23 protein-coding genes are annotated in these 23,681 nt (G+C 49.2%); 19 read left to right on the top strand and 4 right to left on the bottom strand.

The window, feature by feature from the left end; genetic code table 11:
* The first annotated feature begins 1 nt into the window (after window position 1).
* The 9 genes from fmt to spoVM all read left to right on the top strand — a co-directional run bounded on the left by fmt (window position 2) and on the right by spoVM (window position 8,831).
* Complete coding sequence (gene fmt / locus GUA98_RS19705) at window positions 2-961, top strand: methionyl-tRNA formyltransferase (RefSeq protein ID WP_193724169.1); 960 nt, start codon at window positions 2-4, stop codon at window positions 959-961.
* Window positions 958-2,457 (top strand): 16S rRNA (cytosine(967)-C(5))-methyltransferase RsmB, encoded by a 1,500-nt coding sequence (gene rsmB / locus GUA98_RS19700; protein WP_193724168.1) that lies wholly within the window; start codon window positions 958-960, stop codon window positions 2,455-2,457. The genes fmt and rsmB overlap by 4 nt, the downstream gene beginning before the upstream one ends.
* A gap of 190 nt (window positions 2,458-2,647) precedes the next feature.
* The gene (gene rlmN / locus GUA98_RS19695; RefSeq protein WP_095290542.1) at window positions 2,648-3,688 is read left to right on the top strand and encodes a 23S rRNA (adenine(2503)-C(2))-methyltransferase RlmN; all 1,041 of its coding nucleotides are present in this window, start codon (window positions 2,648-2,650) and stop codon (window positions 3,686-3,688) included.
* Between the two features lie 7 nt (window positions 3,689-3,695).
* Window positions 3,696-4,472: a Stp1/IreP family PP2C-type Ser/Thr phosphatase gene (locus tag GUA98_RS19690; RefSeq protein ID WP_127537872.1), complete on the top strand. Its 777-nt coding sequence runs from the start codon at window positions 3,696-3,698 to the stop codon at window positions 4,470-4,472.
* A complete protein-coding gene (gene pknB, locus GUA98_RS19685; RefSeq protein WP_153979342.1) occupies window positions 4,469-6,685 on the top strand; it encodes a Stk1 family PASTA domain-containing Ser/Thr kinase in 2,217 nt (738 codons plus the stop codon). Before GUA98_RS19690 ends, pknB begins: the two co-directional genes overlap by 4 nt.
* Before the next feature lie 62 nt (window positions 6,686-6,747).
* Window positions 6,748-7,665 carry a ribosome small subunit-dependent GTPase A gene (rsgA, locus tag GUA98_RS19680; RefSeq protein ID WP_153979341.1) on the top strand — a complete coding sequence of 306 codons (918 nt, stop codon included), beginning with the start codon at window positions 6,748-6,750 and terminating at the stop codon, window positions 7,663-7,665.
* A gap of 2 nt (window positions 7,666-7,667) precedes the next feature.
* Window positions 7,668-8,327 carry a ribulose-phosphate 3-epimerase gene (gene rpe, locus GUA98_RS19675; RefSeq protein ID WP_095290279.1) on the top strand — a complete coding sequence of 220 codons (660 nt, stop codon included), beginning with the start codon at window positions 7,668-7,670 and terminating at the stop codon, window positions 8,325-8,327.
* A gap of 3 nt (window positions 8,328-8,330) precedes the next feature.
* Window positions 8,331-8,582, top strand: a complete 252-nt coding sequence (locus GUA98_RS19670; RefSeq protein ID WP_095359346.1) for a hypothetical protein — start codon at window positions 8,331-8,333, stop codon at window positions 8,580-8,582.
* Window positions 8,583-8,750: 168 nt separating this feature from the next.
* On the top strand, window positions 8,751-8,831 hold the full coding sequence (gene spoVM, locus GUA98_RS19665) for a stage V sporulation protein SpoVM (protein ID WP_019424875.1): 81 nt from the start codon (window positions 8,751-8,753) through the stop codon (window positions 8,829-8,831).
* Between the two features lie 197 nt (window positions 8,832-9,028).
* Here spoVM and rpmB read toward each other — a convergent pair whose 3' ends face one another.
* Window positions 9,029-9,217 (bottom strand): 50S ribosomal protein L28, encoded by a 189-nt coding sequence (rpmB, locus tag GUA98_RS19660; RefSeq protein WP_024631107.1) that lies wholly within the window; start codon window positions 9,215-9,217, stop codon window positions 9,029-9,031.
* Window positions 9,218-9,456: 239 nt separating this feature from the next.
* Entirely contained in the window at window positions 9,457-9,621 is a 165-nt protein-coding gene (locus GUA98_RS29715) for a hypothetical protein (protein ID WP_227779831.1), read from the bottom strand.
* Window positions 9,622-9,675: 54 nt separating this feature from the next.
* On the opposite strand from GUA98_RS29715, the gene GUA98_RS30025 reads away from it, so the two are divergent.
* The 10 genes from GUA98_RS30025 to glsA all read left to right on the top strand — a co-directional run bounded on the left by GUA98_RS30025 (window position 9,676) and on the right by glsA (window position 21,531).
* Window positions 9,676-9,804 (top strand): hypothetical protein, encoded by a 129-nt coding sequence (locus tag GUA98_RS30025; RefSeq protein ID WP_258377678.1) that lies wholly within the window; start codon window positions 9,676-9,678, stop codon window positions 9,802-9,804.
* A gap of 50 nt (window positions 9,805-9,854) precedes the next feature.
* Entirely contained in the window at window positions 9,855-11,663 is a 1,809-nt protein-coding gene (locus GUA98_RS19655; protein ID WP_153979340.1) for a DAK2 domain-containing protein, read from the top strand.
* A gap of 29 nt (window positions 11,664-11,692) precedes the next feature.
* Window positions 11,693-12,556 (top strand): DegV family protein, encoded by an 864-nt coding sequence (locus tag GUA98_RS19650; protein ID WP_153979339.1) that lies wholly within the window; start codon window positions 11,693-11,695, stop codon window positions 12,554-12,556.
* Between the two features lie 10 nt (window positions 12,557-12,566).
* Window positions 12,567-14,612 (top strand): ATP-dependent DNA helicase RecG, encoded by a 2,046-nt coding sequence (gene recG, locus GUA98_RS19645; RefSeq protein WP_153979338.1) that lies wholly within the window; start codon window positions 12,567-12,569, stop codon window positions 14,610-14,612.
* 112 nt (window positions 14,613-14,724) lie between these two features.
* Complete coding sequence (locus GUA98_RS19640; protein WP_095359342.1) at window positions 14,725-15,012, top strand: stage VI sporulation protein F; 288 nt, start codon at window positions 14,725-14,727, stop codon at window positions 15,010-15,012.
* Between the two features lie 838 nt (window positions 15,013-15,850).
* Window positions 15,851-17,518 (top strand): sensor histidine kinase, encoded by a 1,668-nt coding sequence (locus GUA98_RS19635; protein WP_193724167.1) that lies wholly within the window; start codon window positions 15,851-15,853, stop codon window positions 17,516-17,518.
* Window positions 17,519-17,525: 7 nt separating this feature from the next.
* The gene (locus tag GUA98_RS19630) at window positions 17,526-18,317 is read left to right on the top strand and encodes a LytR/AlgR family response regulator transcription factor (protein ID WP_193724166.1); all 792 of its coding nucleotides are present in this window, start codon (window positions 17,526-17,528) and stop codon (window positions 18,315-18,317) included.
* Between the two features lie 159 nt (window positions 18,318-18,476).
* Window positions 18,477-19,769 (top strand): OFA family MFS transporter, encoded by a 1,293-nt coding sequence (locus tag GUA98_RS19625; RefSeq protein ID WP_193724165.1) that lies wholly within the window; start codon window positions 18,477-18,479, stop codon window positions 19,767-19,769.
* 222 nt (window positions 19,770-19,991) lie between these two features.
* A complete protein-coding gene (locus GUA98_RS19620) occupies window positions 19,992-20,474 on the top strand; it encodes a GNAT family N-acetyltransferase (protein WP_153979336.1) in 483 nt (160 codons plus the stop codon).
* Between the two features lie 115 nt (window positions 20,475-20,589).
* Complete coding sequence (glsA, locus tag GUA98_RS19615; RefSeq protein WP_193724164.1) at window positions 20,590-21,531, top strand: glutaminase A; 942 nt, start codon at window positions 20,590-20,592, stop codon at window positions 21,529-21,531.
* Between the two features lie 252 nt (window positions 21,532-21,783).
* On the opposite strand, the gene GUA98_RS19610 is transcribed toward glsA, so the two are convergent.
* A complete protein-coding gene (locus GUA98_RS19610; RefSeq protein ID WP_193724163.1) occupies window positions 21,784-22,125 on the bottom strand; it encodes a YolD-like family protein in 342 nt (113 codons plus the stop codon).
* Entirely contained in the window at window positions 22,122-23,366 is a 1,245-nt protein-coding gene (locus GUA98_RS19605) for a DNA polymerase IV (RefSeq protein ID WP_193724162.1), read from the bottom strand. The genes GUA98_RS19610 and GUA98_RS19605 overlap by 4 nt, the downstream gene beginning before the upstream one ends.
* Window positions 23,367-23,681 lie beyond the last annotated feature (315 nt).

Below are 23,681 nucleotides of genomic sequence, written 5' to 3'. Positions count from 1 at the left end.
GATGGATTTGAATATTGTTTTTATGGGTACCCCGGAATTTGCTGTCCCTTCTCTGGATATGCTCATCGCTGAGGGTTATAACGTGGTGGGGGTAGTCACCCAGCCCGATAAACCGCAAGGCCGCAAAAAAGTGCTCACGCCAACGCCTGTTAAGGCTGCGGCTGAGCGCCATGGCCTGCCCGTATTTCAACCGGTGAAGCTGCGTGATCCTGAATCCGTGGCCAGATTGGCTGAATGGAAGCCTGATTTGATTGTGACTGCAGCATTTGGGCAGATTTTACCGAAGGCCGTATTGGATATACCTGTGCGAGGCTGTGTGAATGTGCATGGTTCTCTTTTGCCTAAATATCGTGGTGGTGCTCCTATTCAGCGCTCCATTATTAACGGGGAGTCCGTAACAGGAGTTACCTTGATGTATATGGCAGAAGGTTTGGATACCGGGGACATGATCTCTCGTGTGGAAGTTCCAATTACCGATGAGGACACCTCCGGCACCATGTTTGTGAAGCTCAGCGATGCAGGCTCCAAGCTGCTGCAAGCAGAAATGCCCCGTCTTATTGCGGGGGAAACCACGGCTGTCCCTCAGGATGAAGCCGAAGCTTCGTATGCCCGCAATCTGACTAGAGAAGACGAGAAAATAGACTGGAATCGAACATCCCGTGAAATCTATAACCAGATCCGTGGTCTTGTTCCGTTCTCTGGTGCATTTACAATGTGGGACGAGCAGGTGTTTAAAGTATGGGCTGCTGCTAATCCCAATCAGATGGAAGCTTCAGAGACTGGAGCCAAAGGACAAGCTGAACCTGGTACAGTGCTGCAGCTGAATGCATCCGGTATCGAGGTACAGACGGGCAACGGTTCACTCTGGCTGACAGAAGTTCAGCCCGCCGGCAAAAAAGCGATGAAGGCGGCTGACTTTGGCCGCGGCGGTACGCTGAAACCGGGCACGGTGTTACGATGAGTGAGAATAGATCCGGCCGATCCGTAGACAGTCCGAGCAGAGGTAACGCTAAACAGAACCAACGCCCGAATCCAGGGAAACCGGGTGGTTCCAGAACCGCTGGGGGCTCCCGAACCTCGGGAGAAGCTTCGCGCGCCCAGCGGCCCAAAACTTCTCCACGGGCACTTGCAGTGAAAGTGCTAAGTGCAGTGGAACAGGACGGAGCCTACAGTAATCTGGAGCTCAATCGTCGTCTGAAAGAGGCGGAGCTTAGTCCTGCTGATGCGGGGCTCGCAACCGAGCTGGTATACGGAACCATTGCAAGACTAAACACGCTTGATTATTTCTTGGAACGTTTTGTAGCCAAAGGAATGGCCAAGCTCCAGCCATGGGTACGAAGTCTCCTTCGGATCAGCGTCTACCAGATGCTGTACCTGGATCGGATTCCGGAACATGCTGTTGTCAGTGAAGCCGTCAATCTGGCGAAGAAACTGGGTCACCAGGGAATCTCGGGTATGGTCAATGGCGTTCTGCGCAACATGATCCGTAACCGGGATGAATTGCGGATTCCGGATGATCTCCCAGCTGCTGAGCGCATCGCACTGGAACACTCCCATCCACTGTGGATGGTCAAGCGCTGGATCAGTCAATACGGTGAAGAGACAGCAGAAGCGATCTGCAAGGCCAATAATGAACCACCGGCAGTGAGTGTCCGGGTAAATACGACAATGACCACACGTGAGAAACTAATGCACGAGATGGAGAGCGCGGGTGCAGTGGTGGAGCCTTCCCGGATAAGTCCTGACGGCATTCTTGTACGCAGCGGTGGAAATATGGCACTAACGTCATGGTACCGGGATGGATTGTTCTCAGTACAGGACGAAAGTTCCATGCTGGTGGCAGAAGCGGTCGCACCTGAAGAAGGTCAAACCGTGCTGGATTGCTGTGCAGCTCCCGGCGGCAAGACAGCTCATGTGGCCGAAAAAATGCAGGACCGTGGACGGATTATTGCCAATGACGTGCATGCACATAAGCGTCAGCTTATCATGGATCAGGCAGACCGGTTGGGGTTGAGCTGTATCGACGCAGTAACCGGAGATGCACTGGACCTGGATGAACGTTATCCTCATGCTTCGTTCGACCGGATCCTTCTGGATGCACCTTGCTCAGGTCTCGGTGTCATTCGCCGGAAGCCGGATGTCAAATGGACCAAATCGCCTGAAGATATCGAAGATATCTCGGGGCTGCAGCGAGAATTGCTGGACCGGGTTGCACCGCTGCTGAAGCCGGGCGGTGTTCTGGTATACAGCACATGTACGATTGAGCCGGCAGAGAACGAACTTATGGTCGCTGACTTCCTGAAGCGCCATCCTGAATACAGGGCCGTGGATTCTGCCTGGACCGGAACCGAGATGGAAAAGTGGAATCCGGTGAACGGGGGCGTGCAGATTCTACCCCAGTATGCACACAGTGACGGCTTTTTCATTGCAAGGCTGACTCGTGCAGCCGATGAGTAAATCCATAGCAAGCAAGGAAGGCCGCCGGGGGGAACTTCGGCGGATTTCTTTTGTAATGGGGTGCGGCTTGTGCGCCGAGGTGTTATAATGCATGAAGTGCAGGACTCTAGGGCATACATGGATGTAAAGTGGTCTTTGTGATAGAATAGGAAGAATGAAAAGAAAAGAAGGAATAGGTGTTGACAACAAAATGAAACCTTTTATATATGATTTTTCCCTGGAAGAGCTGCAGCAATGGGCTGTTGAGAATGGGGAACCCGCTTTTCGGGGTGGTCAGATTTTCGACTGGATTTATGTGAAACGAGTAAATGATTTCAGTGAGATGACGAACCTGTCCAAAGCATTGCGCGAGAAGCTGGCAGAGCAATTTGAATTTGTAACCCTTACCGAAATTACGAAGTTTGAATCCAAGGATGGAACGGTGAAGTTCCTGTTCGGTCTTCATGATGATCATGCCATCGAAACAGTTATCATGAAACATAACTATGGTAACAGCATCTGTGTAACGACACAGGTAGGCTGCCGGATCGGTTGTACATTCTGTGCATCCACACTGGGCGGACTGAAGCGTAACCTGACAGCAGGCGAGATTGTTGCTCAGGTCGTACAGGCTCAGAAGATTCTGGATGAGCGCGGCGAACGTGTAAGCAGTATTGTCATCATGGGTTCGGGCGAACCGTTTGAGAACTATGAAGCAACCATGACTTTCCTGCGCATCATGATTCACGAAAAGGGCCTGAATATCGGTCAGCGCCACATCACGGTGTCCACAAGCGGAATTGTACCAAACATCTACAAGTTTGCGGACGAAGATACACAGATTAACCTGGCGATTTCCATCCATGCACCGAATGATGCGCTGCGTTCCAAATTGATGCCGGTAAACCGTCGTTTTCCTTTTGACGATGTGATGGAATCCCTTCGGTATTACCTCGCTAAAACGGGCCGGAGAATCACATTTGAATATGCACTTATCGGTGGCGTGAACGATCAGCCGGAACATGCTGCGGAACTCGCAAGTGTGCTCAAAAACATGCTCTGCCACGTGAACCTGATTCCAGTCAATCACGTACCTGAACGCAAGTATGTGAGAACATCGAGAAGCGACATTTTCAATTTCCAGAAGATTCTTTCGGAGCAGGGTGTTAATGTAACCATTCGTCGTGAACAGGGACATGATATTGCTGCCGCTTGCGGCCAGCTTCGTGCAAAGCATATGGAGTTGAGGTGAGAACGTTTTGATCAAAACAGTTCATGTGAGCCATATCGGACGTGTGCGTTCGGTTAATGAAGATTCAGCCTGGATCCGCAATCTGGAGACAGGGTATATACTGGGTATTGTCGCTGATGGCATGGGCGGGCATCTCGCTGGAGATACCGCCAGCCGTCTGGCAGTTGAGACATTGGTGCATGACCTGGGAACATTGGAACCGGGGCTGTCACATGCATCCTTGTCTGCTGCCCTCAGCGATGCTATTTTGCATGCCAACGAAGTGATATATCGGACTGCATCCGGAGACGACAAATACCATAACATGGGTACGACCGTGGTTGCTGCCTTGTTGAATGATGCAGAGGGTGTTATCGGTCATATCGGGGACAGCCGAGCTTACAAAATTGCAAACAAACAAGTGATCCAGTTAACGGAAGACCATACCCTGGTGAATGAATTGTTTAAAAATGGTCAGATCAGCAAGGAAGACGTATCTCATCATCCGCGTCGCAACGTGCTGACCCGTGCTCTTGGAACAGATGCAGAAGTCAAAGTGGATCTGGATCCGATCAAGCTGGAAACAGGTGAAGTTCTGCTGTTGTGCAGTGACGGACTAAGCAATCTGGTCAGCAATGAACAGCTCGTTCAAGTGGCAGGAAATCAGGAGCTACCGCTTGAAGAGCGTGCGGATCGTCTGCTTCAGCTGGCTCTGCTGGCTGGCGGAGATGATAATATCACGGTTGCGCTGTTTGAAGTGCAGCAGGAAGGTTCCGTGGTGACGGAAACGGGGTGTGAGTCATGATAGGGCACCAGCTAGGCGGACGCTATGAAGTCATCGAGCGTGTTGGCGGTGGCGGCATGGCACTTGTGTACAAGGCTCAGGATCTGCTTCTGAACCGGAATGTGGCGATCAAGGTGCTGAGACAGCAATTTGTACATGATGAGGAATTCATCCGACGTTTCCGTCGCGAAGCGCAGTCAGCTGCATCCTTATCTCACCCCAACGTCGTCAGCATCTATGATGTAGGCCAGGAAGATGACGTTCATTATATTGTCATGGAGTATGTAGAAGGCAAAAACCTGAATGAGATTATTAAAGAGCGGGCTCCGCTGCAGGTGGATGAGGCTGTTCGAATTGCTTCCCAAATTGCAGACGCCCTGGATCATGCACATCATAATCAGATCATTCATCGGGATATCAAACCGCATAATATATTGATTGGCCGAAATGGCCGTGTGAAGGTTACCGATTTCGGGATTGCCCGAGCGGTTACCTCCACAACGATTACACAGACTGGTTCCGTAGTCGGATCGGTGCACTATTTTTCACCAGAGCATGCCAAAGGAATTGTTACTGGCGAGAAGTCGGATTTATATTCTCTCGGTATCGTACTCTATCAAATGCTGACTGGGCAGCTTCCGTTCCTCGGCGAGAGTCCGATCAGTGTTGCTTTGAAGCATCTGCAGGAAGAATTTGATGAACCTCGCAAATTCAACCCGCTGATTCCGCAAAGTGTGGAAAATGTGATATTGAAATCCATGCGAAAAAATCCGCAGGAGCGATATCAGTCGGCCAAGGAAATGCAGAACGATCTGGAAACCTGTTTGATGCCAGAGCGTCGCAATGAAAACAAGATCGATTTCCCGGATGAGGATGATGTGGATCAGACCCGTGTCATGCCTGCCATCAAACCGGAACCACGTGGAATTACTTCTACGGGCGCGGCTCCGGTCATGGAATCGGACGAGGAGAACCATAAAGGCAAGCCCAAGACGAAAAACTGGAAAAAACCAACACTATTGATCTCATTGACTGTCTTAATTCTAATTGCCATGGTTGGTGTTGTGTGGTACGTCAAAGGCATGCTCGTTGTGCCTGAAGTGAAAGTGCCAAATGTCGTAAACCAGACTGAAGAAAAGGCACGCCAGATGTTACAGGATGAAGGTTTGGTTGTGAGCGATGATGTCATCCGGCAGTATAAGGAAGGTGTCGATCCCGGTATCGTATTCGAACAAAGCCGAAACGAAGGTGATGTGGTCAAGGCAGGATCGGAAATTCAACTTAGTGTTGGAGCTGAAAAGGAACTGACCAAAATGATCAGCGTCGAAGGTGATTCCTACGAGGATGCGGTCAAGGATCTGACGAATCTGGGAATCAGTGAGGATCGGATCAAACGTAAAGATGAATATTCTAATGACGTTGCATCAGGCTTGGTTATTTCCCAGACCCCTGGGGCCGATCAAGAATTTGATCCGGAACAGACCGAAATTGTCTTAACCGTCAGTAGAGGCGCGGAAACTGTGAAGATGCCAGATTTGAAAAATCGCACCCGCAACGAAGCAGAGCAGATGATCAAGTCTGCCGGACTGGTTCTGGCTCAGGTTCAGGAAGAGCCGAGCTATACGGTTGATAAAGGGAAGGTCACCCAACAATGGCCTGTGGAAGCTGGAACCGATGTGAAACCTGGTGACAAAATTACCATTTTCGTCAGCACCGGATATCCGCCTGAGGCATTGGAGTATTCCTTCAATATCAATGTTTCGCCAAAAGAAGAGGGCAAGAACAGCAAAATCCGGATTACATTTGAGGATGCCCGAGGCAAGAACCAGGAATGGGGAACGCGTACCATTAACAAGTCCTATCAGGCCCTAACCATTCCGCTTGTTCTGGCTCCGAATGAAAATGGTGCTGTATCTGTATATCGGGATGGTCAATTTCTGGATACGTACGTGGTTACCTACGCTGAAGCCAAAAATGGCACCGTAGTCGTGCCATCCATTGAGCCAGAGATCAGTAATCAGCCACCACCAGCGAATGAGCCTGAAGAAGGCGGCGGCGGTGACGAAGGCAGCGTGGACGGCAACCAGGAAGGTGAACCTGATTCGACTCCTGCTGACGGTGAAGAAGATAATGAAAGTGAAGATACGTCTGCCATGAATAATGGTAAAGGTAAAGATAAAGGTCATGGAAAAGATAAGAAGAGTGAGGTCGTAAACGCAACAAGCCGTCCGTAAGGACGGCTTATTGCTGACGTTAGGTTGGAATGCACCGCAAATCAAAGGAGGGCGACGGAGCTATGCCTGAAGGTATCATCGTAAAAGCGCTAAGCGGTTACTATTATGTCATGCCACTGTTAGAAAACGGGGTGCCTTCGGTTGAAGGCTCCGCCGTTCAATGCCGAGCGAGAGGCATATTCAAAAAGAGAGGCGTATCTCCGCTTGTCGGTGATCGCGTCAGCTATATGCTGACAGAGAATGGCGAAGGAACAGTAGATGAGATTCGGGAACGGGAGACGGAGTTAATTCGTCCGCCTGTTGCGAACGTCAGTCTGGCTGTTCTTCTGTTCTCCGTTAAAGAACCGGACATGAACCTCAATCTGCTGGACAAATTTCTCGTACATATCGAGCAGGCGGGACTGGATGCTCTAATTGTATTAACGAAGCAGGACCTCGTAGATCCTGAGAAGGACACCAGGGACACTGTAGCTGAGGTTAAGGCTCTCTATGAACAGATTGGGTATGAAGTCATCTCGACCAGTTCGCGAACCGGTGAGGGCAATGAACTACTCAAAGAGCGTCTTGCAGGCAAGATCAGTGTGTTCTCGGGTCAGTCCGGTGTAGGTAAGTCATCCATGCTTAATGCCCTGATGCCAGGGCTGACACTCGAAACAAGTGAAATCAGTATGCGTCTTGGCCGCGGCAGACATACGACCAGGCACGTTGAATTGATCCCGCTGGATAACGGCGGATTTGTAGCAGATACTCCCGGATTCAGCCAACTGGACTTTCTCGAAATTGGTGTGGAGGAATTATCCACCTGTTTCCGTGAATTTGCCCAGTATGCGGATCAGTGCAAATTCCGCGGCTGTACCCATACACATGAGCCCCAGTGCCGAGTACTTGCTGCCAAGGAGGAAGGTCTAATCTCCGAAAGCCGTTACCGGCATTATGAGCAGTTCCTTACAGAAATGAAAGACAAGAAGCGGAGGTACTAATTATGATTAAAATTGCTCCATCCATCTTATCTGCAGATTTTGCACGTCTTGGTGCTGAGGTAGCTGAGGCGCAAGCTGCTGGAGGCGACTGGATTCACGTTGATGTCATGGACGGTCATTTCGTTCCGAATATTACGCTGGGCCCTGCCATTGTGAAAGCTATTGCACCACATACCAACCTGCCACTGGATGTACATCTAATGATTGAGAATCCGGAACGGTATGTTGAGGAATTTGCCAAAGCAGGAGCGGCTGTTATTACCGTTCATGCCGAGGCATGTGTACATTTGCACCGTGTGATTCATCTGATTAAGGAACAGGGAGTCAAGGCGGGAGTTGCCCTGAATCCAGGAACACCTGCCAGTGCCATTCAGGAAGTGCTGGATGACGTGGACATGGTTCTGGTCATGACCGTGAATCCTGGGTTTGGCGGACAAGCATTCATCTCGGGAACCATGAACAAGATCAGACAGATTCGCAGCTGGCTGAATGAAAAAGGACGCCATGACGTACACATCGAGGTGGACGGGGGAATTGCAGCCGATACAGCACCACTCGTTGTTGAAGCAGGAGCGGATGTACTTGTCGCAGGTAGTGCGGTATTCGGACGTGAGGACCGTGCAGCCGCTATTGCCGAAATCCGTAGCAGCTACGGAGGCTGATCTATGGGCCTTAAGGAGACGCTGTGGACAATGGCTGCGAGCCTTGTAACGGGATTAGTGCTTGCGTTATTTGCCGTCATTCAATCCCCATACAATGCGCTTACCTCACTGATTGGCGTGGGCGTTGTCATTATGTATTTTCGAAAGTTTGATCGTACACGATCGCGTGTTACCTTCGTCATATTCAGCATACTGTATTACTTGCTGAGCGTATTCATGATCGCTGTCTATCAATTTGTTCCTGCCCAAACGTAAATGAGCTGTTCTTCGGGCTCGTCATGTTGGAATAGGGACAGGTGGTTCCGCATAAATATGGTTACATGAGCAGGTTTCTCATGTAGCCTTTTTTGTCGTGTTTAAGGTGAAGAAGGCCCTGAAGCATAGGATACGGCGGATGCATGAGCATGATGGGGAGGGTGAAGTATGAAATTTTACACATTCAAACTGCCGAAGTTTTTGGGAGGGTTTGTAAAGGCGATCCTTAATACGTTTCAAAAGAACTGATAAGATCAAGGGCAGGCTCAAAAGGCGAATACCGCCGCTATGGCTTCAGGACGAATGGGGAATCCGACCTGAGAAGTGCCATGCGGCGGGCATTCACATGCTTGTGCAGGTATTTATGTACTTTTTTGAATACCAAAAAAGCACCTGCAAGGAACAAGGTGCTTTTTGCTTATCCGATTTATAGTAGCTTTGCGTGATTATACGCGAGTCACTTTACCGGCTTTCAGTGCACGGGTGCTTACGTATACACGTTTTGGTTTACCGTTCACGAGAATGCGGACCTTCTGAACGTTTACGCCCCAAGAACGACGGTTACGGTTGTTAGCGTGGGATACGTGGTTACCGGTGCCCGGTTTCTTACCTGTCACATAACATTTGCGAGACATAGATTACACCTCCTATCCTAAAATAACCAGTTGCCTTCGGAGAGACGAAAGTCATTCCTTAAAGGCTAAATTGTTCTTCCTGACCATAATGGCCAGGCTCCAGTAGCTAATGGCGTTGTTCAAGCCGGCATGGCCGGATCATTTCCATTACTTAACCTGCATAAAACAATACTTGAATATAATATCATACCCAAAAAAGCTTCGTCAACTGATCCAAAAACTTTATTTATTTCTCCTGCCTAATATAGTACAATGTTGAATAGTCCATAATACAGCGGTGAACAGGCTGTTGCCGCGAGAAAGCCGGAGATTTGACCGTCCCAAGAGGTCGGTGGTCTGCAATTTGGCAACGCTGTGCGCTGTGACATTTCCATCACTGGCACCAGTCTCCATGCGGCATTCATGCCGGCTCTCGATACCGGTGCATATCCGTATGCCCCGAACTAGGGCTTCAGCGGTTGCAAGATATCGGTGGCTCGGCCGCCCAGACCGTAGATCCGGATGACATGTTGAATTGTATGCCTTTGCCGGACAAGGTGTGGACGAAGAATGACGCAGAAGCGTCAACGCATGAACAGACCAGTTAACATCTTGGTGCAAGATGTTCGTGTATCAAGCTAGGAAGGGGAATTCTCACTTGAGTATACGTTCTTTAAATGGAACAGATTTCACCGCAATGGTACTTGCCGGCGCGGAACAACTTGGACAGCATGCAGAGCACGTCAATTCCCTGAATGTTTTCCCTGTGCCGGATGGCGACACGGGAACGAACATGAATTTGACAATGAGTGCGGGAGTTGCAGAGATTAAACGCAAGAGTTCTGCCTCCATCGGAGAAGCTGCCGGTATTTTATCGAAAGGCCTGCTTATGGGTGCCCGGGGGAATTCTGGCGTTATTTTATCGCAGTTGTTCCGTGGGTTCAGTCGTTCAGCTGCTCCTTATGAGGAACTGAATACGCTCCAATTTGCAGCAGCCCTCCAAAACGGCGTGGACGCAGCGTATAAAGCTGTCGTGAAGCCTGTCGAAGGAACCATTCTTACCGTGGCTAAGGAAGCAGCGAAACATGCCAGCTACTATGCAAGACGGACGAATGATATTACCGAATTAATGAATGAAGTATTGTTAAAAGCAAAAGAGGCACTGGCAACGACTCCGGAATTGCTGCCTGTACTAAAACAGGTTGGCGTCGTGGATTCGGGTGGACAGGGGCTTGTATATATTTACGAAGGTTTTATGGAAGTACTGCTGCAGACTGACGGTGTTAGCCGTGCATCCCTGCAAAAAGAAGTACAACCATCTGTGGCATCGTCCGCATTGAAACCGGCTGTACCGGCAGAAGAAGTGCCTACGAAGCCTGCACAGCAGGTCATTGCTCCAGAGATGCCGTTGTCTGCACAGGCTAGACTGGAAACGGAAGATATCGAATTCCTGTATGATATGGAATTCTTCATTAACCGCCAGCTTGGAGATAATGCAGGCGTGGCATTCGATGATGAGGCATTCCGGAAAGCGTTGTCAGTTAATGGAGATTCCATCATCATTATTGCTGACGACGAAGTGATCAAAGTGCATGTGCACTCCAAGACACCTGGTGATGTACTGAATCTGGCACTTCGTTACGGCGAAATTACTCAGATTCATATTTTGAACATGCGTGAACAGCATAGAGACTTGCTGACGGCGGGCATGGACATTGCGCCTTCTCCTGAATTGTTTGCAGAGATTCCGCCTGAAACGACGCGCAGTCATGAAGAGGCAGTACCTCCGGCAGATGAGATGGCTCCGTATGGTTTTATCGCTGTATCTTCAGGCGAGGGTATTGCGGAAATCTTCCAAAGCCTCGGAGTGGACGTTGTTCTCTCCGGCGGACAGACGATGAATCCAAGTACCGAGGACTTTGTGAATGCAGTTCGCTCGATCGCTGCGGAACAGGTATTTATTTTGCCGAACAATTCCAATATTGTTCTTGCTGCCGAACAGGCACGAGAACTGCTTGAAGACGAACGCCGGATCACGGTGATCCCGAGCAAAACCATTCCGCAAGGAATGGCAGCTGCGTTTGCCTTCCAAGAGGATGAGTCTGCTGATACCAACCGTGATCAGATGCTGGAAGCCATTGGCCGCGTGCAGTCGGGTCAGGTTACTCATGCCGTAAGAGACACTCAGTACGATGAGCTGGATATCAAGGCAGGCCATTACATTGGTATCCACAATTCCAAAATCGTTGCGACAGATGAAAGCATGCTGCGTGCGTGTGAAGGATTGCTGCAGCAGATGATGGAGAGTGGAGATGAAGTGGTTACCATCCTCGAAGGGGAAGAAGCTGACTCTGAGGTTACTGCTGCACTTGCGGCATGGTTGGAGTCACTATATCCTGATGCTGAGGTGGAGGTACATTCCGGAGGACAGCCCGTTTATTATTATTTGTTCTCTGTGGAGTCCTGATAGTACACTCACGCAAGGAGGAATCTCGCTTGAGCCATAAGATTGCGATAGTAACAGACAGTACCGCAGATATACCGGAAGAGCTTGTCCGTAAATACGGAATTCATGTGGTTCCACTGCGCGTGCTGTTTGGTGAAGAAAGTTATGCAGACGGCGTGGATCTGACTTCGGAACAGTTTTATGCCAAATTGGAGAAGGCTTCGGCGTTACCTACAACGTCACAGCCTTCGCCAACCGAATTCATGAACATCTACCAGACTCTGCTGGATGAAGACCCGGAACGTCCGATTGTCTCGATTCACCTGTCATCAGGCATGAGTGGAACCTATCAATCGGCACTATTGGGCAAATCCCTGCTGGAGCGCGATGGCGACATTACGGTGCTGGACTCCAAGTCGGCATCTTATGGATATGGTCTGATGGTTGTTCAGGCAGCTGAACTGGCGAGTCAGGGCAAGTCTGCAGCCGAGATTGCTGCAGCTGTGGAAGCTATGCAGAAGAGCCGCAAGCTGTTTTTCCTGGTGGATACACTGGAGTACCTGCAAAAAGGCGGGCGGATCGGGAAGGCAGCGGCTATCCTGGGCACCTTACTGAATATTAAGCCCATCTTGTCCATTGATGAGGAAGGTGTCATATACGCTGTTGAAAAAGTCAGAGGACACAAAAAAGCAATGGCACGCATCATTGAGCTGTTTCAGCAGGACCTTGCGGGTAAGCGTGTGAATGTGGCCGTAGGCCATACCGCAGATCCCGGATCAGCGATTGCTTGTGCAGAGCAGCTGCGTGGGCATTTTACACTGAATGAAGTGGTGTACACCAATATTGGAGCCGTTATTGGCAGCCATGTTGGGCCTGGCGTTATTGCCATCTTTATGTGGCCTGTTCCGGAATGAGGGATTAGACATGAAATTGGAAGAAATATCGGTTAAGCAAATTAACGGCGTGAGTGCTCTCAAAGAGGGAGAGCTTCACGCCTTTGGCATCTCTAGTGTTAAAGACCTGCTTGAATACTATCCGTTTCGTTATGAGGATTATCGTCTGCGCTCTCTTAGTGAAGTGAAAGACGGGGACAAGATTACGGTCCAGGGTAAGATCATGGGTATTCCGGTGTTGCAGCGCTATGGTAAAAAGTCCCGTCTCACCTGCAAGGTGATGACCGAAGAGTGGATGATTACGGCAACCTGGTTTAATCGGCATTTTCTAAAAGACCAGCTTACGCCGAACCGCGAAATTGTGCTTACCGGGAAGTGGGAGCAAAAGCGCATGCAGATGACCGTCTCGGATTCGGAGTTTCCGGATAAGGGAGATGGCCGTTCTGGTACGCTGCAGCCGGTCTACTCGGTAACGGGAAAGCTGACACAATCCTGGATGCGCAAGACGATTAATCAGGGGTTAATTCAATTTGGAGACATGATTCCGGAGATTTTACCTCCATCTCTTATGAAGAAATACGGGCTGATGCCTCGTAAACAGGCGATCGCGGGGATTCACCGTCCGCAGGATAATCGGGAAGGCCAGCAGGCCAGACAGCGCATGGTCTATGAAGAATTGTTTTTGTTCCAGCTGAAGATGCAGGCTTATCGTGCATTAAACCGAAACCGGATGGATGGGGTTGTGCATACAACGGATAATGCCACCATTCGCGAGTTTGTGCGCAGTCTACCGTTTGAACTGACAGATGCTCAGAAGAAGGTGGAACTGGAAATCCTCCATGATATGCGTTCACCTTATTCCATGAACCGCTTGCTGCAAGGCGACGTGGGTTCGGGTAAAACGGTGATTGCAGCCATAGCCCTGTATACCACCGTTCGTTCCGGTTTCCAGGGAGCTTTAATGGTTCCTACCGAGATCCTGGCCGAGCAGCATATGCGATCATTGCAAAAGCTGTTTGAACCTTTTGGCGTAACGGTGGGCCTTCTAACGGGCAGCGTAAATGGACGAAAACGCAAGGATCTGATCGCTTCATTGCAAATGGGGATGATTGATATCGTGGTAGGTACCCACGCATTGATTCAGGAAGATGTATTTTTCCGTGATCTTGGTCTTGTCGTGACGGACGAGCAGCATCGCTTCGGGGTGAACCAGCGCAGCATTTTGCGGCGAAAAGGATATAATCCCGATGTGTTAACGATGACGGCAACTCCCATTCCGCGGACACTGGCGATTACGGCATTTGGGGATATTGAAGTATCTACGATCTCGGAACGGCCGAAGGGACGAATTCCGATCTCCACCTATTGGGTTAAACATGACATGATGGAGCGTGTACTCGGATTCATTTCCCGTGAAGTGGATCAGGGCCGTCAGGCTTATCTCATATGCCCTCTAATTGAGGAATCCGAGAAGCTGGATGTCCAAAATGCAATTGATCTGCATGTGCAGATGCAGCAGAATTTTCCGAATTATCGTGTTGGCCTGCTGCATGGACGCATGACCGCTGGGGAGAAAGAAGAGATGATGCGTGCGTTCTACAGCAATGATATTCAGCTTCTCGTCTCCACCACGGTAGTGGAAGTCGGCGTCGATGTACCGAATGCTACGTTAATGGTTATCATGGATGCGGACCGTTTTGGCCTGTCCCAGCTGCATCAGCTTCGCGGCCGTGTGGGCCGGGGTGCCCACGCGTCCTATTGTGTACTCATCGCCGATCCCAAAACAGAGGTTGGGCAGGAGCGCATGAAGGTCATGACCGAAACGGAGGATGGCTTTGAAGTTTCCCGCCGTGACCTCGATCTGCGGGGACCGGGGGATTTCTTCGGGACCAAACAGAGTGGATTACCGGAATTCCGCCTGGCGGATATGGTTGCAGACTTTGCCGTATTGGAGCAAGCGAGGGATGATGTGTCCAGTTTGATCGGCGATCCAAATTTCTGGACATCTGTGGACTATACAGCTTTGCGAGAGTATTTACAGCAGCAGCAGGTATTCCAGGGTGATCTGATCGATTGATTGTGGCCTGGATGCATGGCTTTCCTGCATTTCGTGCGAAAAAGGTCAAGTGAACAAGCCCTCCCGTCATATGAATAAAAAGTGAGTTCATTTTTGGGAGGTGCTGTACGTTTTGGGTTATCAACAATATGGAATCAGTCCGCAGCTGGTGGAGCGGATCAAATTAAAGATGAAGAATCCTGCTGTCAAAGATCGCATCAAAAAGCTGATTGACGGAATTACGAAGTCCGACCTTCAGGATCGGGCCAAGGTTAGAAGATTGGTCAAGTCATCTGCTGTCATCTTGAATGAAAATTTCTCGTCAGCTCAGGAGGAGCAGTTCGTTGCCTTCGTCATCGCCCAGAAGATTGATCCCAACAATACGTTTCATTTGATTAAGCTGTGGGGGATGTTTCGGTGAGGTCGCTGTAGGTTGAGGATAATAAAATGAACTGCCATTCACAATGAGCACTACGAGGCCGCTACGATTGCAGTACCATCTTCCGATCGCTGTTATTCCCGGATTTTTTTGTACGCCCTTTTTGAATGGGGAAATCCGGGAATAAAGGCGAGCGCTTCGCTTCTCCAGATTGGTTCTGCACTCTCCGCTACTGTGTTATTCAATATTCATTTTATAAAAACTCAACCTACACCGGGGTGTAGGTTGGTTAAAGAGCGGGGCAGTTCATAAGTCAGGAAAATGACTTATGGGCTGCCTTTTTTGATGTTAGACATCAGACAAGCGTCCGTGATGCATGATAAGGACAGGTTTCACGAAAAGCTAAAAGAGTTGTAGCGAACTGAACGCACGCTATCCGGGTATATTTATCAGGTTCGGTGTCGTAACGAATTGTAGAGCTGTTATTCCATCATTTCGCGAGGGTGATTGTAGTTTTTTCTTATATAGCGTGGCATAGGTTCGTTAAAGTTTTCAATCCATATTAATTCTCGTAATAAAGTGCAACGGATTCCTTAAAGTCTGTCTGAATGGAGCAAACAACTCCCCAGTGCATCCTTTTACTTCTCATTTCCAGCGGATGACTTTGCTTTCTCCTTGGCAGAGCGGTAAACTGGTGCATACGAGCAAAAAAGGGATGAACGCAAAATGAGCATTCATAGGATCAAGTAAAATGGAACGAAAGCCGGAGACGCAATATTAAGGTATAAGGTATAAGGTATAAGGTATAAGGTATAAGGTATAAGGTATAAGGTATAAGGCATAAGGCTGATTTTTGATGGATTTGGAGGAAGCGGGCTTCATGGAAATGTTTACGATGCTGCTGGGTTTATTTGAGCGGGCGGCGCTGCTAATTATCTTTTTATTCTTTTTATCGAGGGTACCTCGTTTTAGACAGATTTTACAGAAGGGGAAACTAAGGCCGCAGGAGTATGCAGCGGTGACGCTGTTATTCTGTGCTTTTGCGATCTTTGGCACCTATACCGGGATCAATGTGGAAGGTTCACTGGTGAATGTGCGGATTATCGCCATTTTGTCAGGTGGTATTTTGTTTGGAGCACCTGTAGGCATTATTACGGGGATCGTATCGGGAGTGCACCGGTATTTGATTGATATGGATGGGATTACAGCCGTTCCGTGTCTCATAACGAGTATCATTGCTGGTCTGGTGTCGGGTTACATTCACAAATACACTCCCAAGTCGAAGCGGTGGATGGTTGGTATTGCGGCCGGGATGATCTGTGAGGCACTTACGATGCTGCTGATTCTGTTATATTCCTATCCGGACCCGCTCGGTGCGGACATCGTATCCAAGATTGCATTGCCCATGATTCTGGGTGAGGTCAATATTGGACTGATCGTACTGCTGGTGCAGAGTGTGGAAGGGGAAAAGGAAATGATCGCAGCACGCCAGGCCAAACTGGCCTTGGAAATAGCGAACAAAACACTGCCCTACTTCCGCTCCATCGATGAGGATTCCCTGCGGACCATCTGTCGCATTATTCAGGAGGATATCCAGGCTGACGCTGTTGCCATTACGGATACTCGCAATGTACTCGCCTATGTCGGGTTCGGGGAAGAACGATATCATATCGGCAATGAGATTATTAGCGAGATGACGAAACAGACGATCTCGAGCGGAGAGATTACGATCAGTAATGATGTGACAGATGAGAAGACACCGGATATCCATTCCCTGCTGATTATTCCGCTCAAGGAGCGGAGCGAGGTCACGGGAGCCCTGAAGATTTATTACCGTAAGGCTTATAAAATTACGTATCCCCTGCAAACGATGGCTGTGGGACTATCCCAGATTATCTCGACTCAGATGGAAGTATCCCGGGTCGAAGAGATTAAGGCAGCCGCCAACAAAGCGGAACTGCGGGCGTTGCAGACGACCATTCATCCTCATTTTCTCTTCAATGCGCTGAACGCGATTGCTTCTTCGATTCGAACGAAGCCTGACCGGGCACGGGAGCTGATTGTGAATTTGTCGGGTTATATGCGCTACAATCTGGAGCTGTCGGATGAGCTGATCGATATCCATAAGGAGCTGGAGCAGGTCCGCAATTATGTGGAAATTGAGAAAGCCCGTTATGGCAGCAGGCTTAACGTGATCTATGAGATTGATGAAGTAGCTGTGCATATTCCAAGTCTGGTCATTCAGCCACTTGTTGAAAATGCCATCATTCATGGTGTCCTCAAGGTCAAAGGTCCTGGAACAGTACGAATTCGGGTACAGGATTACCCTGATTTTGTACGGATAGGAGTCAGTGACACCGGTGCTGGAATTAACCCCGATATCATTGAGAAGGTCTATCATGACCGGATGCCGGGGAATCAAATTGGTCTATATAACGTTCATCGGCGGGTGAAGCTCATTTATGGGCAAGGTGTAACCATTACGCGGCTGGAGCAAGGAACGGATATTATTTTTGATGTACCCAAAGGAGATGTCGTGACAAGGTGATTGGTCTATGAGAGCCCTTATCGTGGAAGATGAAATTCCTGCAAGTGAAGAATTGAATTATTTGATCCAGGAACATAGTGAGATTGAAGTGGTTGCCTGCCTGGAAGATGGACTGGATGTCCTAAAATTTCTGCAGGAGCAGGAAGTCGACGTTATTTTTCTCGATATTAACATTCCATCCCTGGACGGCATGATGCTGGCCCATCATATTGGGAAGTTCGCCAGTAAGCCTTACATCGTCTTTACGACAGCGTATAAGGAGCATGCAGCAGAAGCATTCGAGCTGGAAGCCTTTGACTACATTCTGAAGCCATATGATGAGAAACGAATCGCAGCCATGCTGCTTAAGCTGGAGAATGCCTTCAAACGCGATCATGCGGGAGAGGGATTGGTTGAAAATGGGCAGGCTCAAGTGATGGATGACACGTCCGTACAAGGATCATCGCCCAAAGCATCTGTCGCTGGAAGTGGAATACGAATTAATTTGCTGCGAAACGATAACATTATCGTAACGGATACAGCCGACATTTATTATGCGGAAGCACAAGAGAAAGTAACGAAGGTGTATACCAAAAATGGTGAGTTTACGATGCCAGTGAGCATTTCGGATTTTCATGGTCGACTGCCTCAGGAGTCCTTTTTCCGCTGTCACCGTTCTTATCTGGTTAATCTGTCTCAAGTTCGTGAAATTGTACCCTGGTTTAACAATACCTATCTGCTCCGTCTGCGCGATCTGGAAGCGGAAGTGCCGGTTAGCCGGGGGAAGGTCAAGGAATTCAGGCAGCTCATGCGCATATAGAGGCATTTCATTCCGTCTCTGATGCAACTCATGCTTAAATCGGTGATATGAATCCCCTTTCATGTATGATTAGCTTGTGAACGCATTCAAAGCAGCATTGTCATTCACCAAATGATGGACAGTGTGCTCAGACATGACATCGGCAAAGGGGAGATCACGATGAAAGCAGCTATTTCATCAGCACCTAACTCAGCATCGACATCCATCAAAATGAATCGTTGGCTTATTGTACTGGGAACCATTATTGTACAAATGGGCCTTGGAACCATCTACACCTGGAGTTTATTTAATCAACCGCTGTCTGACCGTTTCGGATGGGACGTCAGCTCGGTCGCGATAACTTTTTCGATCACGAGTTTTGCACTCGCATTTGCTACGCTGTTTGCAGGCCGATTGCAGGAACGATGGGGACTTCAGCGCCTGATCCGTGTTGCAGGGATTGTTCTTGGTCTGGGACTGGTGCTCAGTTCTCAGGTTACTTCATTAACACTGCTCTACATTTTGGCGGGATTCGTGGTTGGGTTCGCAGACGGGACCGCATACATCACGTCGTTATCCAACTTGATCAAATGGTTCCCGGAACGAAAAGGTCTCATCTCGGGTATTTCCGTTGGTGCTTTTGGTACAGGCAGTCTGTTGTTTAAATATGTGAACTCGGCATTGATTGGTGCTGTAGGACCTGCCCAGGCATTTATGTATTGGGGTATCATCGTCCTGGTCCTGATTGTGGCCGGATCTTTCCTGATTCGTGAAGCCGTTGTTCGTGAACAGGCTCCTGTTAGCAAGACTGAAGGGGCGAAGCAGGAAGAAGTTATTCGTCATCAGTACACGGTAAAAGAAATGCTTCGTACCAAAGAAGCGTATATGCTGTTCGTTATTTTCTTCACGGCTTGTATGAGCGGCTTGTATCTGATCGGTATTGTCAAAGACATCGGCGTACAGCTGGCAGGTCTTGACGTGGCTACCGCTGCGAATGCTGTAGCAATGGTTGCGATCTTCAATACGGCAGGGCGTATCATTCTGGGGGCCTTGTCGGACAAAGTAGGCCGGATGAAAGTGATTGCCGGGGCACTGCTGGTTACAGCAGTCGCGGTGATGATACTAAGCCTCGTTCCGCTGACCTATGGCGTGTTCTTCGCCTGCGTGGCTGCAGTTGCGTTCTGTTTCGGTGGTAACATTACCGTATTTCCGGCGATTGTCGCGGATTACTTCGGACTGAAAAATCAGAGCAAAAACTATGGCGTCATCTATCAGGGATTTGGAATTGGAGCCTTGGCTGGATCCTTTATCAGTGCCCTGCTGGGCGGATTCCATCTGACGTTTATCGTTATTGCCATCCTCTGTGCTGTTTCCCTGCTGCTTGCCTTGATGATTACACCTCCGGGTCAAAATCGTCGTACACGTCAGCATGAAGGTCACATGAGTCTCAAACCTTCATCCCGGGCAAGCTGAGTGAATTCGAATTTTGAATATCGTTCATTATAATGTAATGTTCTATATTAAATAAGTGAATGGCGGTCTCTACGGAGGCCGCTTTTTTCAATAGGGTTAGGGGTACACTACTGGTTGGTAGGAGATCGCTTGGAGGCAGCGTGCATTGTATCCTGTGCTTCTGCTATACTCTAGGTGAATTAACGGACAACAACATCTGTTCGGAGCTGGAGGAGGATTTCAATGAACTTCGTTAAATATGCTGAACCTGATTTTGCAGACTATTATGCTCTGGTTTCCAATATGGAAGTCATGAAACAAATTACGGAACGTACGCTCCCGGAGGATGAGGCGAAGAACCAATTCCGGTCCATGCTTGATTATAATCTGGGATCCAGCTGCGGATATTACCGGGTATCAAATGCAGATGGAGCTGGGCTGGCTTACGCCAAACTCATTCCGGATGAATCCGATTCGTCCCGAGCAGAGATGGGCTATATGGTTATGCCTGAATACTGGGGCCAAGGTCATGGCACGTCCATTGCGTCACGTCTCATTCTAAAAGCACAGGCGGCGGGAATAGATGTGCTCTATGCGATCATTGACCCATCCAACGTGGCATCCCGCCGAATATTAACCAGACAGAACTTTGTATCGACGTGGACAGGCGATATGGAAGGACTCCCCGGCGAGATTCTGGAATTAAACCTTAGGGTACGTGGGTAACCGATCATGCCAGAAGGGTAATAATAGATACACATTCTGCTTATACCTGGCAATGGAGCTCATGCCCGGCCGGAAATGATGCAGGATGCTGCACAGAGATATGGAGGGGATGGAGATGAGCAATACGGTAATGGAGCGTCTGAACGAATTGCTGCCGGAATGGCTGGAGACCAGTCGTCTGCATACAGGGCAGGGAAAGGTTGCTTCCTATATCCCGGAGCTGGTTAAGGCTTCACAGGATGAGCTGGGCATACATATTATGGACGCCGAAGGCAATCATGTGTCTGCCGGAGATTGCGGTGTACCCTTTACGATGCAGAGCATCTCGAAAGTGTTCACACTAATTCTCGCTTTGATGGATCATGGGGAAGAAGCTGTTTTCTTTAATGTAGGAAAAGAACCTACGGGTGACGATTACAATTCGATGATCAAGCTTGAACTGGTTGAACCGGGTATCCCGTTTAATCCGCTGATCAATGCAGGAGCCATAACGGTCTCCTCCCTGGTCGCGGGAGACTGCAAGGAAGAGAAGTCACGGCGAATTCTGGAGTTTTTCCGCAAGCTCGCGAACAATGATCGGCTGGACTATAACGAAGAGGTATTCCGGTCCGAATCGGAGACAGGTCACTTGAACCGTTCGCTGGCTTACTTTTTGAAGCATAATGGTGTAATCAAGGAAGATGTGGAAGATGTGCTCTGTGTCTATTTCCGCCACTGTTCAATCGAGGTGACTTGTGCGGATCTGGCCCGCATGGCTCTGGTGCTTGCTCATGATGGTACAGATCCGATCACGGAAAATGAGCTCATTCCCCGTCGTTATGTACAGATTGCCAAAACCTTCATGACGACCTGCGGTATGTATAACGCATCGGGTGAATTTGCCATTGAAGTCGGACTGCCAGCCAAAAGCGGTGTATCCGGCGGGATTATCACCCTTGTTCCTGGTCAATTTGGCATTGGTCTTGTAGGACCGGCACTGAATCGAAAAGGGAACAGCATTGCGGGCGTGCATTTGCTGGAGCGCCTTTCCAAGGAATTTGACTGGAGTCTTTTCTGAAGATTTCCCCATATACCCACTAAAATGGCCGATGAATCACTTATCGGTCATTTTGCTTCTTTGGGCCGAAGGCAGCTTCGGCGAGAATGGGTGTTTGGATGCCATAGAGGGCCATATTGAAGTGTAGGAAAACGGTCCTGCATGCATAATTTTGGCTGCATCTATCGCGGAATATTCGCTAATGAGAGTTGGTAAAGTGATAGTTCCTATTGCCGATATCAGTTTGAACGTTGGAACTTGCTTTTTGCTGCGTCATTCATTTGCCAGTGTCACATTGGTAATCAGATTCATCTGAACGTCCCGGGTCCCGTTTGATGTCCGCAGCCTTAGCGTACGTACAGCAGGATCTAGCTTCAGCACCTGTCCAGTAAACCGGATATCGTCATGTTCATCGAACAGGGTTATGGTCACCACATCTCCAAGCATCATTGAATTGCTGAGCAAACGTGACATTTCTTCCGCTGCCTGAGCATCCAGTGATGGACGGGTCCGGGGAGCAAGCTGTTCCTGATGAAGAATGTAAGCTTCCCGGTGCTCGGGAAGCATCATACGTGAAGACTCAAAGAGTCCGTTTTGCTGCAGTTTTTTACTCATTTGTAATGACCTCCGATTTTATGGGAACGGTCCTGTGCCTGTGCAGACGAGCAGAGCGAGGAAGCCCGCATGATGGCGGTGTCTCCGAACTTGCGCTTGATGTCATCTGTGGCACGTTCCAGTTCTCTTTTGCGTTCACGATCATCGAACCAGGACAGCTGTACTTCGGAATCAGGCACCAGCCCGGTCAGTGAGATGCTGATGCGGCGGATGGGTAATCCGTCCCAATGACGAAGGAAGAGCGCCGCAGCGGCATCGTAGACTTCATCTGTAATGTTGGTTGGCTCGTTCACCTTCATCTGGCGCGAAAAGCCAGTTGGACGGTCGTAATCCTGCCCGCGGCATCCCACCGAGACAACGTTGCCCATTAGTGATTTATCTCGTGAACGTCGGCAGACGAGCTCTGCCAGCTCAAGCAGGACAACCTTGATCTCTTCCCAAGACGCATAATCTCTAGGAAGCGTCATCTGATGTCCGATGCCCTGCTGCTGATGCGTGTATGTGCCGGGTTTCACGGGTGAATCGTCCATGCCGCGGGCAATGCGCCATATGACTTCACCATTAACTCCCCAGCGTTCCCTCAGTCTGGACAGAGGTGTCTGTGCCAGATCACCTAATGTACGAATGCCCATGTTAGAGAGATGTTTCCCCATCCGTGAACCGACCATGAACATTTCCCGGACAGGTTTGGTCCAGATTGTTTTCTCCATGTCCTCACGATTCAGTACACAGATGCCTTCGGGGACTTTTTTGGCATATAAGTCACAGGCCATTTTGCTCACCACTTTGGTATCACTGATACCAATCCGAATATATACGCCCGTCTCCTCCATGACCCGGGATTGAATGCTGCGAGCAATCGTCTCCGGGCTGCCGAACAGCTCCAGGCTTCCGGTGACATCGAGAAACTGCTCATCAATACTGTAGGGCTCAACAAGGTCAGTGTAGGACTGAAGAATCCGGGTGATGTGCAGTGACACGCGAATGTATTCTGCCATCCGGGGGCGAACGACGACAGCGTCCGGGCATTTGGCAAGGGCTTCACCGAGTCGCTCAGCCGTCGTAATTCCATAAGATTTGGCAATAGGGCAGGCCGCAAGGATGATGCCGGAACGGCGCGCTGGATCTCCCGCTACGACGAGGGGACGGTCTTTGTATTCGGGATGTGCCGATTTCTCCACACTGGCATAAAATGACTGGCAGTCTGCGAGCATAATGACGCGTCCATCTTTGCGGGACATAACGGGTATCTCCTTTATTCCATGATTCGGCTGTTCACGTACAGACAGAGCTATTCAGCCGTATTTTTTACATTTCATTTACAGTTTGGAACATGTGTTCCTGTTTTATAAGCATATCCCGAATGGTCTAAAGCGGCAACCGGAATTTTTTTGCAAATTGGACACAATTATGGAATCCGAATAATAGAGTCGGAATTTAGGAAATAAGATGTACTTTTTTACATTTGATGTAAGAGATTCGTGACTTCAGGGTGATGACCCGGTGTTCATTTCGCTTTTTGTAAAAGTAATATAAATGGGCACAGTCCTATAAGG

The organism is Paenibacillus sp. P13VS (assembly GCF_015143645.1).
GTDB classification, from domain to species: Bacteria; Bacillota; Bacilli; order Paenibacillales; family Paenibacillaceae; genus Paenibacillus; species Paenibacillus xylanilyticus_A.
Note: the sequence above shows the minus strand (reverse complement) of the source record. Positions and strands in the feature narration are given on the sequence as shown.